Annotated in this window: 12 protein-coding genes, 2 tRNA genes and 2 pseudogenes; 6 read left to right on the forward strand and 10 right to left on the reverse strand. The window is 57.4% G+C overall.

The window, feature by feature from the left end:
- Window positions 1–59 precede the first annotated feature (59 nt).
- Window positions 60–401 (forward strand): photosystem II reaction center protein Psb28, encoded by a 342-nt coding sequence (psb28, locus tag AC2IAX_RS02880; protein ID WP_099532117.1) that lies wholly within the window; start codon window positions 60–62, stop codon window positions 399–401.
- Window positions 402–488: 87 nt separating this feature from the next.
- Complete coding sequence (locus AC2IAX_RS02885) at window positions 489–1007, forward strand: MogA/MoaB family molybdenum cofactor biosynthesis protein (protein ID WP_494389249.1); 519 nt, start codon at window positions 489–491, stop codon at window positions 1005–1007.
- A 236-nt stretch (window positions 1008–1243) separates the two neighbouring features.
- On the opposite strand, the gene AC2IAX_RS02890 is transcribed toward AC2IAX_RS02885, so the two are convergent.
- The 3 genes from AC2IAX_RS02890 to murA form a co-directional block, all read right to left on the reverse strand.
- Window positions 1244–1324: transfer RNA gene (locus AC2IAX_RS02890), tRNA-Leu, on the reverse strand.
- Window positions 1325–1338: 14 nt separating this feature from the next.
- Window positions 1339–2202 (reverse strand): M48 family metallopeptidase, encoded by an 864-nt coding sequence (locus AC2IAX_RS02895; protein WP_494389250.1) that lies wholly within the window; start codon window positions 2200–2202, stop codon window positions 1339–1341.
- A gap of 59 nt (window positions 2203–2261) precedes the next feature.
- Complete coding sequence (gene murA, locus AC2IAX_RS02900) at window positions 2262–3608, reverse strand: UDP-N-acetylglucosamine 1-carboxyvinyltransferase (protein WP_494390263.1); 1347 nt, start codon at window positions 3606–3608, stop codon at window positions 2262–2264.
- A gap of 400 nt (window positions 3609–4008) precedes the next feature.
- Between murA and AC2IAX_RS02905 the strand changes: the two genes are divergently transcribed.
- A tRNA-Leu gene (locus AC2IAX_RS02905) sits at window positions 4009–4092 on the forward strand.
- Between the two features lie 14 nt (window positions 4093–4106).
- Window positions 4107–4883, forward strand: a complete 777-nt coding sequence (locus AC2IAX_RS02910) for a TrmH family RNA methyltransferase (protein WP_494389251.1) — start codon at window positions 4107–4109, stop codon at window positions 4881–4883.
- A gap of 148 nt (window positions 4884–5031) precedes the next feature.
- Here the strand turns inward: AC2IAX_RS02910 and AC2IAX_RS02915 are convergent, their stop codons facing one another.
- From AC2IAX_RS02915 to psbX, 3 genes and pseudogenes are all read right to left on the reverse strand, one after another.
- A complete protein-coding gene (locus tag AC2IAX_RS02915) occupies window positions 5032–5601 on the reverse strand; it encodes a TolB family protein (RefSeq protein WP_494389252.1) in 570 nt (189 codons plus the stop codon).
- A gap of 643 nt (window positions 5602–6244) precedes the next feature.
- Window positions 6245–6823 (reverse strand): annotated as a pseudogene (locus AC2IAX_RS02920) (Ycf66 family protein); the annotation flags it as partial.
- Between the two features lie 136 nt (window positions 6824–6959).
- On the reverse strand, window positions 6960–7082 hold the full coding sequence (gene psbX, locus AC2IAX_RS02925) for a photosystem II reaction center X protein (RefSeq protein WP_099533165.1): 123 nt from the start codon (window positions 7080–7082) through the stop codon (window positions 6960–6962).
- Window positions 7083–7341: 259 nt separating this feature from the next.
- Here psbX and AC2IAX_RS02930 point away from each other — a divergent pair, with 259 nt between their 5' ends.
- Window positions 7342–7629: a YggT family protein gene (locus AC2IAX_RS02930; RefSeq protein ID WP_099533166.1), complete on the forward strand. Its 288-nt coding sequence runs from the start codon at window positions 7342–7344 to the stop codon at window positions 7627–7629.
- Window positions 7630–7680: 51 nt separating this feature from the next.
- Here AC2IAX_RS02930 and AC2IAX_RS02935 read toward each other — a convergent pair whose 3' ends face one another.
- From AC2IAX_RS02935 to AC2IAX_RS02950, 4 genes and pseudogenes are all read right to left on the reverse strand, one after another.
- Window positions 7681–9381 carry an MBL fold metallo-hydrolase gene (locus tag AC2IAX_RS02935; protein ID WP_494389253.1) on the reverse strand — a complete coding sequence of 567 codons (1701 nt, stop codon included), beginning with the start codon at window positions 9379–9381 and terminating at the stop codon, window positions 7681–7683.
- Between the two features lie 50 nt (window positions 9382–9431).
- Window positions 9432–9554 (reverse strand): DUF8629 family protein, encoded by a 123-nt coding sequence (locus AC2IAX_RS02940; protein ID WP_099533167.1) that lies wholly within the window; start codon window positions 9552–9554, stop codon window positions 9432–9434.
- 318 nt (window positions 9555–9872) lie between these two features.
- Window positions 9873–10766 (reverse strand): PD-(D/E)XK nuclease family protein, encoded by an 894-nt coding sequence (locus tag AC2IAX_RS02945; protein ID WP_494389254.1) that lies wholly within the window; start codon window positions 10764–10766, stop codon window positions 9873–9875.
- A 27-nt stretch (window positions 10767–10793) separates the two neighbouring features.
- Window positions 10794–11400 (reverse strand): annotated as a pseudogene (locus AC2IAX_RS02950) (Uma2 family endonuclease).
- Window positions 11401–11825: 425 nt separating this feature from the next.
- On the opposite strand from AC2IAX_RS02950, the gene AC2IAX_RS02955 reads away from it, so the two are divergent.
- Window positions 11826–12110 carry a hypothetical protein gene (locus AC2IAX_RS02955; protein WP_494389255.1) on the forward strand — a complete coding sequence of 95 codons (285 nt, stop codon included), beginning with the start codon at window positions 11826–11828 and terminating at the stop codon, window positions 12108–12110.
- The last annotated feature ends 37 nt before the right edge of the window (window positions 12111–12147 follow it).

The following is a 12147-nucleotide window of genomic DNA, read 5'->3' on the forward strand; positions in this document are numbered from 1 at the left end:
CGATGATCGAACGACGCTTTTTGGCGGTTCATCACGCTTCAACTAACAGTTTTAACAATATGGCAGTCATTCAATTCATCCGAGGCATTAACGAAGAGGTGGTACCTGATGTCCGCTTGACGCGATCGCGTGATGGGAGCAACGGCCGCGCCATCTTTATCTTTGATAACCCTAAAACGTTGGCTGCATCCGCCGATCAAGAAATCACCGGCATGTACCTAATCGACGAAGAGGGTGAGTTGATGACCCGTGATGTGAAAGGCAAGTTTGTTAACGGTCAGCCGTCGGGCATTGAAGCCTACTACGTCATGACCTCGGAGAACGATTGGGAACGGTTCATGCGGTTTATGAATCGCTACGCGGAAGCGAACGGCTTGGGCTTCACGAAGGCTGACAGCTAGCGATCGCCCAACTCTTCAATTACGCCTAGCCACTCAGCGCCCGACCATTCCACCATCCCAAAACCATGCCCGAGGGGGTGATCGCCCATGAGTCAGCCACAGTCCCTGGAGGGGCCCCATCCCGATCGCGAGTCTCTTCAGGTGCGTTGTGCGGTAATCACCGTCAGTGATACGCGCAATTTTGAGACCGATCGCAGTGGGCAACTGATTCGCGATCGCCTGACCTGGGCGGGCCACGTGATCGTAACCTACCAAATTTTGAACGATGAGCCAGAGCTGATTGCGGAAACGGTGTTGCAACTGTGCCAAAGCCCGGACATTGATGCCCTGTTGCTGAATGGGGGCACGGGCATTGCGCCTCGGGACACAACTTACGACGCGATCGCCCGGTTGCTCGACAAGACCTTACCCGGATTTGGTGAACTGCTTCGGCAACTGAGCTTTGCGGAGGTTGGCTCACGGGCCATGGCTTCTCGGGCGATCGCTGGGGTTTGCCAAGGAAAGTTGGTATTTTCGATGCCCGGATCGAGCAATGCAGTTAGCCTTGCCCTGGATTCTCTGATTCTGCCGGAGCTAGTTCACTTGGTGACTCAGCTTCAGAAATAGCGAATTGGGATTCTGGGTTACAGATTGAAGTTATTGAAGTTACAGATCGAAAGTATGGATCGAAATTTTGATTTAGGAAGCTTCCTGGGTCGATTCAACCCGAGCTTAATTCGATCTTGCTTAATTCAATCTCAATTAATCACCAACTTGCTGATCAGTTGGGTGAGTTGATCAATCGAGCGATTTAGTTCGATTGACTTCTAACCTGACTGATTTTCAATTTGATGAGTCAAAAGTGGGCAAGGAGAGATTCGAACTCTCATGGATTTCTCCGCCGCATTTTGAGTGCGGTGCGTCTACCGTTCCGCCACTTGCCCGTAGCGCTCTGCAATTATAGCGGATTTTTTGAAAAATGGTGCAACAAATCTCGATATTCTCGGCTGTGGGCCCAACGGTCAATTTCACGGGCCCGTAACACAGGAACGGGATGGGTCAACGTCGCGGTGCGAGCGCGTTTGAGGGCGGCTCCCAGTTGGGATTGGTCGATCGCGTCATAGGCCCGAGCCTGGGCCAGGAATGCTTCGACATTCAACAGGGGCGCAAGGTTCGGCGAGCCACCCGCCAACTTCATCAACACCGAAGCCACCACCGTGGGATCTTGCACGGCCAACAGGGCCGCCCGATCGCAGGTGAATTCTGCACAGCGAGACCACTCCAGCAGCCGCTCCTGCAAGCCCTGGGCGAACCACCGTCCCCACTCGGGCACTTGTCCCGCCGCCAACACCAGCACGTTGGCCAAGGTCAGGTAGAGGCTATGTTCACACTTGAGATGGCCCAGCTCGTGGGCAATCACCGCCTGGGTTTCCAGGGGAGTGAGCAAATCCAACAGGGCCGAGTGAATAACCACAAAGGGCCGCCGCCCTCGCATCGCAAAGGTGTAGGCGTTGGGAACCGGATGTTGGCGCACGTAAAGCTGCGGTGCTTCCAAGTCCAACCGCTGGGCCGCCTCTTGCAAAAGATGGTGCAGGTGAGGCAGTTGGTTGGGCCCCACCAACAGGCTGGCGGCAATGTTTTCGAGATACATCACCTCTTCCGCGATCGGGCCCACCAGATTACGCACCAGCAAATCCAAACCCGGCCAGCGATCGAGCGATTGGGTCGCGGCCAAGTCGAGGGGGTGTCGAAATTGGTTGGCGCGCAACCCCAACAGCCGCAGGGGCGTTTTGGAGGTGGAATGCTCGGAACCGTCAGCCATTGTGTTGGACAAAGGAAGATTTGGGGGATGGGCCGCGGGGCCCTGACTCTGGCTTGAGTTTAGCTCACGGCTGCGGGCACTGCGCCTTCTGCAAAGCCATTCAGGCGCTGAATGTTGGCCCCGATCGAGCGAAGTTTGTTTTCGATGTTTTCATAGCCCCGATCGAGGTGATGCAGGCCGCGGATCGTGGTTTTGCCCCGGGCCGCCAAGCCCGCCACCACCAGGGCCGCCCCCGCCCGCAAATCCGAAGCGGTGACCGGCGCACCGGACAGGAACGGCACGCCCTTGACGATCGCCACCCGGTCTTTAACCCGGATGTTAGCTCCCATCCGGTTCAGCTCCGCCACATGGCGCAGGCGGTTTTCAAACACCGTTTCGGTAATGGTGCTGCTGCCTTCGCAGAGGGTGAGCAGGGCCATGAATTGGGCTTGCATATCCGTGGGGAAACCGGGGAATGGCAGGGTTTCCAGATCCGTGGCCAACAGGCCCTGACCGGGAAAAACACGGATGCTGGTTCCCTCGATCGCCGTCTGCACCCCGATCGCCTCCAACTTGGCCAGGGTGGCGCTCATGTGGTCGGGAATCACTGGCCCCACCAACAGGTCTGAGCGAGTGGCCGCTGCTGCCACCAAAAACGTTCCCGCTTCGATTCGATCGGGAATGACGGAATGTTCCGTGGAATGAAGCTTTTCCACGCCCTCAATCACCACCGTATCCGTTCCTGCGCCGCGAACCTTCGCCCCCATCGCGTTGCAGAAATTGGCCAAATCAATAATTTCCGGCTCCCGTGCCGCATTTTCCAGGATGGTTTCCCCTTCCGCGAGGGTCGCCGCCATCATCAAGGTTTCCGTGGCCCCCACGCTGGGATAGTCCAGATAAATGCGGGCCCCCGTGAGGCGCGACTTACCGCGAATGCTGGCGAATACAATGCCGCTGTCGATATGCACATCGGCCCCCATGGCCTGGAGACCCCGCACATGGAGTTCCACCGGCCGCGCCCCGATCGCGCAGCCGCCGGGCAGGGGGAACCGGGCCTCGCCCATCCGAGCCAACAGGGCCCCAATGGCGAAAAAGCTAGCCCGCAGTTGACTGACCAACTCATAGGGGGCTTCGGCGCGGTTGATGTGGCGTGCGTCAATTTCCCATGTGTCGCCCAGGCAGCAGGTTTTCAGCCCCAGCGCTTCCAACACCTGCCCCATCCGCGCCACATCCACCAGCAAGGGCACGTTACGGATTCGGCATTCTCCGGAGCACAGCACCGTGGCCGCCAGCAGTACGAGGGCGGAGTTTTTGGCTCCACTGACTGAGACATGGCCGCTGAGTGGCTGACCACCCACGATTTCGAGGATGGGTTCATCCGCTTCGCGGGAAGCAGAGAGGGGGGAAGTGCTAGACGGGGAAACTATGGCCGTGGTCCTCCAAAAACGCGCGCCAAGCTGAAATGTTGCGAGAATGCAAATTTCGTTTAGATTCTACACAACTCAACTTCCCTGGCAATGTTCTCCAGATCCCAAAACCCATGCATGGGGGGCGATCGGGCGATTCCGATTTCGATGCTTCCCAGCAAGCTGAACCCTGGCCAGCGAGATCGGGCGGGGTGAGCCTGATTGCCTAGCCAATTCTCATCGAAGGGGGGTTAGCCAGTGCCCGAGTGGGTGCTTGAACAGGCGCTAAACATCATGGGCGATCGCCCGCGACTTGATCCCAATGGAACCCACTTTTTTAATGTTGCTCAAACAAATCCAAAAAAAATTTCTAAAAGGGGTTGCGCTCCAGACTGAAAGTGCTAATATTGATTCCGCGCAAGCGGAACTGGCGGAATTGGTAGACGCGCAAGATTCAGGTTCTTGTGTTCGCAAGGACTTCCGGGTTCAAGTCCCGGGTTCCGCATCTTAAACGCCAACATGATTACAAGCGTCAAAAATCCACTGGTTAAGCAGCTTAAAAAGCTTCATCAAGCCAAGGGAAGACGCGAAGAAAATCAATTCTTAATCGAGGGAACTCATCTGTTGCAAGAAGCAATTGCAGTGGATTATTCCCTCGATTTTGTTTGTTGCACACCCGCCTGGCAAGAAAAATATCCAGTGGATTTTGCACGGGCGGCGGCCCACGCCCCGATCGAGCTGGTGGCCGAACCAGTGCTCCAAGCGATTGCCACCACGGTGAACCCGGACGGGGTGGTGGCGGTGGCCCAGCGTTGCCCGATCGCCCCTCAGCGATCGCTCCAAATTGCCTTGGGCTTAGAACGGCTTCAGGATCCGGGGAACCTGGGCACGATCGTGCGGGCAGCGGCGGCGGCCGGTTGTGATCAAATTTGGTTAAGCGACGACAGCGTTGATCTGGATCATCCCAAGGTGCTGCGCTCAACGGCGGGTCAGTGGTTCCGAATGCCGATGCAGGCGGCGGAAGATTTGCGATCGACCGTGCGCGACCTGAAGCAACAGGGTTTCAAAATCGTGGCCACGCTGCCCACGACCGATCTCAGCTATTGGGAGGCGGATTTGCGATCGCCCGTGATGGTGTTGTTGGGCAACGAGGGCGCGGGTCTTTCTCCGGAGCTAATTGCTGAAGCAGACACGGCTGTGCGCATTCCCCTTGCGCCGGGGGTTGAGTCCCTGAATGTGTCAGTGACGGCGGCGCTTCTGTTGTACGAAATTCAACGCCAGCAAACCCAGGTCTAGAACCCCATTTCAGCCCAGAGCTTCACCCAAGAGTTTCTCTCCAAATCTTCAACCAGAATCTTTAACCGGCATCTTCAATCCAAATCTTCAACCAGAATCTCAGACCCAAACCTGTAGGGCCAATTCAACGGTTAGGAGCTGAGAAGTTCTAGGGTTCCGTGCTGGGTTGGGGCTGGCCTTCTGGTAAATCCAGTTCGATGTTGGTTCCCCGATCGAGCACTTCAATATCCCACTGACCTCGGGCCCCGCTTTCAAACACAATAAAGCGACCATCGGGACTGATGCGGGGCGATCGTACCCAACCGCGATAGCCCTGGGTGAGCACTTGAACCTGGCCCGTTGCCCGATCGTATAGCTCAACCTCCGGGCGGGCATAGTCGCTGGCCAGGTAAACCAAATAGCGACCGGTTTGGCTGAGGCTGGGTTGCTCGGCGATCGCGTCTCGGCGGTTCAACCGAGGCAGCTCAATGAAGCGGCGCTGCTGCAAGTCAAATAGCAAAATCTGGCGGCTGCCCCCTCGGTTGGACACAAAGGCCAACATCCGCCCATCGCCGCTGAGACTGGGCTGCTCATCGGCATAGCGGGAATTGAGGGTGAGGGGAATGTTGAGGTTGGCTCCGTTGCCACAAGCAACCAGGAGCGCGGCTGTGCTGAGAACAACCGCGCTCCGGCTTAGGGCCCGTTGACCCAATCTGAGGGACGATCGCAAAACGGACAAGGGCGTTTAGGGGAAGTTTCGCTGGAGGTTAGCGTTCAAACTTAACGGGGCGATCGAAGTCGTCTTCGTAGCGATCGCCGCCGTTACCATCGGAAAAACGGGCTTCCGAGTCACGGTTGTTGCCCAGGGAGCCATCCCCTTCCTCGTCCTTGGGACTCAGATCCAGGGGCGGACGACTGCTGGCCTGGTCGGCGTAGCGATCCCAATCTTCTTCGGTGGGTTCCGGGTCGATCGGTTGATAGGACACGTAGCTATCGGCGGGTTCCACCTCTGCGGCATAGCTATCGCTGTAGCTGCTTTTGCGGGCGGGCGGTTCGTCAACGTAGTTGGTGCGGCTGACCGGTGGCTCATCGGCCAGGGGAGCCGCGCCAGAACGACGCTTGCGAGTGGGAGCGCGATCCTCGGGGCTACTGGGTCGATCGCGCCGACTGCGAGGGGGCCGATCGGGCTGTTCCCAGCGATCTTCGCCCCAAGATTCCTCCGATCGAGTGGGTTCAACCCGTGCAGGGTCAACTCGGGTGGGGTCAACAGCGGGGCGACGGCTCGATCGGCTCACGGGCGGCTCGCTCCAATCAGCTCCCGTTTCGGGGCGGTTGGGCGGGCGCTGGGCGGGCCGACGCTTGCGCGGAACACCACTATCGGGGCTAGCTCCGGCACTGGGGCCGCCAAAGGAATCGCGGTCATCGCGTGGGGGGCGTTGGGTCGGCGGTCGGCGGCGTGGCGGTGCATCATACCCACCATCACGACCATCACGGCTGTCACGGACTTCACGGCCATCGCGCGGTCGGCTGCCATACTCCTCGGCGGCGCGGCTGTCGCGGCTGTCGTCGCTGCCCCGAATCCGGCGATTGTAGGGCTGGCGTTCGATCGGCTCCATGTCATCCAGTTCCGCCCGATACACCCGACTCACGGGCCGATCGTCATCGACCAAGGGCGCGGTGCGCTTGGCCTGCTCCGTGGTCACATTCCGCAACCGAATACTTTCGTAAGCGAAAAAGATGGCTGACCCTGCCAACAGGAATTGGCTGAATTGCAGAATCGGATCCAGCCGCCAGCTATTAAAAAACAGAATGCCACCGCACAGCAGACCCACCGCCGCGAAAAAGATGTCGTAATCGCGGGCCAGTCCTGGCTTGTACGATCGAATGAAATAGAGTGCAGCGCCCGCCACCGCGAGGATGATGCCGATGAGGCTGCCCCAGCTAAAGCCAACGTTAACCATCGTCCCTCAAGAACGTTACGGGTTTATTCTAACGACGAACGGCGGCTCCGATGGGGTTACCGGAACCGCCGTCCTTTGCGGGCGATCGCGCCGAGGCTATCCCAACCACAGGGGTTGAGCGACACGACAAGCAACCTTAGAAAGTGCGTTTTACCTTGTCGTTCTGGCTGATGACGATCAAGCCAACGGTAATCGGCAGCACCACAATTACGGCTCCCAAGAGCAGGCTCCACAGGAAATTCGCCAAAGAAGCAGTCATAGTTATCCTCGGATTGAAAACGCACAATTGGCTCTAGGGTTGTATTTTATCGCCCGATCGGCGCTCTGTCGCCCCAGCGGAATTGAGAATTTCCCAGATTGATCCGCCAAGCTTTACGATCATCCGTGCGGCGGCTGACTATCTCCGAGCGGGGTTGGGTGGCATCTGGGCCGGGCCCTGCCCTCTGAGCCAGATTTTGCGCTAGCCATTCCCCCAAGGCCGATCGCCCGCCCTTCTCAATTTCTACCCCAAGTTCGGCATGAGTACCGTTGTGATTGGATCGTGGGCCCTGAGCCTGCTGTTGGGTCTGTTCATTTTGTTGTTCATTGTCCGAATCGTGCTGACTTGGTATCCCCAGGTGGATGCCCAAAAGCTGCCCTTTAAGTTGGCGGTGGCTCCGACGGAACCCTTTTTGAAGGTGACTCGCGCGATCGTCCCCCCGATCGGCGGTGTGGACATCAGCCCAATCATTTGGGTTGGGTTAGTCAGCCTGTTGCGTGAAGTGCTGCTGGGGCAACAGGGTCTGATTACCATGAGCTTGAACTAACCGAAATGCCGGCCCCTAGCCCAGTGCAAACGTTGTTTAGGTGGACTGTGCTTAGGTAGGCTGTCGATCGCTGTTGCTGGCATAGACCGGGCAACAACCATCGGGGGCCACGCGCCGATCGGCCAGAGGAGAGGCGGGATTTCGGCAATGTTGCCCCCGATAAAACTGGCAAGTTTGGCAACAGATCAAGTCCGGTGTGTCGGGCCAGGCGGTGTTGCGATCGAGCACTTCCCGAGGGGACATGCCCCGCAACACCAAATCCGCCCCCTGCCAACGGACTTCCACCAACCCCGTTTCCGCAAAGGCTTTCCAGCGGGGGCTATGGACGATCGCATCGGGCAGATGAACCGTGGCGGCTCCTTCTCCGGTGCTGATTTCTCCTTCGTATCGCTCGATCGGGGCGGCCGGTTGGGCAAAGCTTTCCCCGATCGGCAACTCCAAAGCAGCGCCCGCACTGGGGCAATGGATTTGGTAGCGGCTATTGAGTTCATCCAGGGCAGCCAAGCCCGCCAAATGGTCAATGCCCCCATGGACAAACACCACATGCTGGGGGCGCATGTTGTGGATCAGTTGCAGCGTGCCCAAGCCGTCCGAATGTTCCGACAGCTCGTAGGTGCTGTAAAGAATCCGATCGCCCTCATTAGGGCTGCGGAGGGGTTCGGATTCCAACCGGCCACCCGCAGCCGCCTGCACAGACACCAACCAACGTCCCGTCTGACAGAAGCGATCGCACAGTTGGGCCACGGGCAAATCATCATCCACCAACAGCAGGCAGGGGCCTTCCAACGCCAGATCGGGCCCGTTTTGATCGCTCGACAGCCGCCGCACCAGCGGCCGCACCCGATCGTCCCAAAACAGGTTTTGATGGCGGGCAAAATTCTGCACCGACTCCGGCAATCGATCAAGAATTGCCAAATAGGCATCACAGCCGGCCGCCACCTGGCGATCGACCCAAATGGTGAATTCGCGCCCTGTGAAGTAGTGGTGGCTGCGTAACAGCATCAACAGCTCTTGGCCCAGACCCAGCAGCGGCACGGGCAACAGCACCGATCGCCCCTGGGCCAGGGCTTGGCTAACCTGATCCGCTAGATCATTTTCCTGGCGGCGACGACGCGATCGACGGGCCACCCCGTAGGATCCCTCCACGATCAACACATCTGGCGCAAGGCCGCGCACCTCCGTGAGGGGCATTCCTTCCACCAACCGGCCATTGGACAGAAAAAAATCGCCACTATAGGCCACGCAATATTCGCGCGATCGATTGCTGCGAGATTCGGCCCGGGACTGGTATCGCAACAGGGTGAGGGCTGCTCCCGGCAAATGACCAGCGGGCAACAACTCCACCGTCAAATCATCCGCCAAGGCCACAGGCGATCGCCAAGGAAGGGCCTGGCAAAACAGCGGAATCGACTCCAAAGGGCGATCGAGCCAGTTGGTGGGCAACAATTGGGCCGTTTCGCCACTGGCAAAAATTGGCAAATGGGGGAACTGCTCATGGAGCTTCAGCAACCCGCGCGCGTGATCGCGGTGGGCATGGCTGCAAACCACCCAATCGGCCGGCATTCGGCCCCAACCCACTATTCCCGATCGCGGTCGGATGGGGTTTGGATGATCCCACCCTTCACCCAAAAGGGGCGACAGGCTCCGCAAGCCACAGTCCAACATGACGCGATGGGTTCCCAATCGCACCACCAGGCACATCCCTTCGCCCCCATGGCCCACGGCATAGGGCAAGCACTCTAGCTCGGTCACAGGTTTGGGTTCCTTGATCGATCGGCCGCCACCGGGCCGATCGCCCTTCGTTAGTGAGCCGAACCGTTGCCGTGATAGTTATCCGTGTCGTAGAACCCGTTGCGCGTGCCAAAAAACAGGCAAGCCACCGTAAACAAACCGGTCAACACCGCCAAAATCAATTTCACATCCATGGGACGCAACCACTCACACCAGCTAAAGGAAATAGGGGGGGAAGCTTGGGGAAATGTTAAATTCCCAAATTTCCCCAAATTTCATTGATGCCCCGGGCCGAAACCAAGGATCCGGCGGCGGGTTTGAGGCTTCGAGCCTTTCTTCTACCGTATCGAGCGGCTCCCAGGCTGTCAAATCGGGACGCAGCTAACGGCCCTGAGTAGATTGGGGCCAGGGCAGATCAGACCCAACTCAGACCCAACTCAGGCGCGATCGGTTGGCAGCAAATTCCAAAAAATTTCAAAAGTTAATTCCAAAAGCTAATTCTAAAATCCAATTCAAATCGGGATTTCCTCGATCGCATCCCACAGGCGATCGAGCGATTCCGTCAACGTCCAAGGCAAAGCCGCCACGGCCGATTCCGCCACCGAGGTCGATCGGCCGCAACGGCTGGCAAAGGCACACGATCGACAGGCGGGGCTGTGGGCCGGCAATTGCGGCAGCGCCTGCCCCCCGTGGTAGGTGGTAATTGATGAGTCAATCGCCTGGGACATCTCCAGCAATTGCGCCCGAGTTGCTTGATGCCAATCTGCGCTGTATGCAAACGTTTCGTAAGCCAACTCTGGCCCGTTGGCAGCGGTTGAAGCGGCTGGCGATCGCACAAACCAATAGCTCATGGTCAGGCGATCGGGCGGTAAATGGCTCGTTTCCGCCAACACAAAAAGATACAAACGGGTTTGCCAATCCTCTTGCAGTCGATCGCGCGACAGGGGTTGGGCGTGAGTTTTCCAGTCAAAAATCTGCGCTTCCGTGGGCCGCGTCGCCAACAGGTCATACACCACAGTGAGCAAGTGATCACCCATTGCCAAAGTGCGGCGATGTTCCGCATCCAGTTTCCAATCGCTGGCTCCCGATTGATCCCACCACTGGCGCAGGCTATCCCAAGTGCGATCGACCGCTTGATGGAGCGCTTGGGCTTCCGCATCCTCTCCTGCCTGCAAAACCAAGGACATCTCGGCCGCCGATTCAGCCCCCAATTCAGTGAGCTTGCATTCCGCTCCATGATTCTGAATGGATTGTTGCATCAACCAATGGAACCGACTTCCCCAAACCATTCGTTCCTGTTGGTGGGGATTGGCCGGCAACAGTAAGCAATCCAAATAAAGATGTTGAAACTGTCGCGGACAGGTCATCCAAGCATTCAAAACCCCTTGGGACAAATGCTGCATCATGCAGGGCAATATGGCTATCCAAAGCCATTAAAAATCAAGTTCTTGAACTAATTCAGCGATCGGGAGGCTGAAACCTGGAATGATCGCTTCACCATCGAGGCGATCGGCTGTTTTAAGCAGGCGATCGGGTTCTTGGGGCGATCGATAAACCAAAATATAGCGCTGCTTTGGATTAATCACCCACATTAACCTTGTGCCGTTAGCAAAATATTCCGTGATTTTCCCGTCAATTTCTTCAACGGTGTTTCCTGGCGATAATCCTGGCAATAATACTTCTACGGCTAAGTCGGGTGCGCCTTCGAGAAATCCGGTGGGAAGGGTGGTAAATCCTTGAAGTCGGTTTTTGGCAAAAAAAGGCTAAATCAGGCGATCGGGTGTTGCCATTTTGCATCTTGAAGCCAGTACTGGAATCAAACAGCAATCCCGGTTTTTGGCTCCGAATATAACTCCCCAATAAAATGATCAAGGTGCTGCAAATATAGCCATGTAAAGCACCGGAGTTTCCCAGATCAATGAGTTGATGATTGACGATTTCGTAGCGATGGCCGTCATTGGGCAGCGCCATGAAGGCGGCATCTGTCCAAGGGGATGAGGCGGAGGATTCGGGGGTGGGTCGCGGTTGCGTGAGGGTCATGGCTGGCCTCGGGCGATCGCCTGGGAATAGACCGATTATAGCGATCGCCCCTGGGCTGACCCAGAGCGGTTGACAGGGCATAATCGAGGGGATGCAGTCGCGGACAATGGCAAGCGAGATGACGCTGAACCCCGGAGATCGGTTAAATGGCGATCGCTACAAAATGGCTATTGGGTTGCATGATTTCGTACACCATTATTGGCATTGGTGTTAGCGCCTCAGCGACCCAACTAACATGGCTTGGGTGGTTGGCTTTTGTAGCAGTTATGGCCTGGGCTGGGGCTTGGTCTTGGGCTGGATCTGTGACGGGAACGAAGGTGGTTGGCGATGTGTTCGGCCATCTATTTAGGCTTGCAGCCAGATTCTCGCCGAGTCTTACATTTGTTCCTAACGATCGAACCTCGAAAGCTGTATACGACATCTTGATGGCGGCTTTGATGCTGGCTGTGGGTGCAGTGGCCGTTGCCTGGACGATCGCTGGGGCTGGGGTGGTGCTATGGCGCGGATCGTGGGAGTTAGTGAGTGGTTATGGATTGCTGTTCGCAGTGCTGTGGTGGGGGAGTTGGCCCCTAAGCTTGGGTATGCTCCCGGGATTCGCGGCTGATGACCTGGGAGGCCGCAAAGCATTGACGGTTGTTTGGCTAACGTTGGCGGCTGTGGTTGGATTGGCGATCGGGTGGTTGATTTATCGTGCTGTGCATCCTACCTAGCCCATTTTGATTGCGGATTCGCCGTCATTCCGGTAAC

The organism is Limnothrix sp. HT2024 (assembly GCF_059138625.1).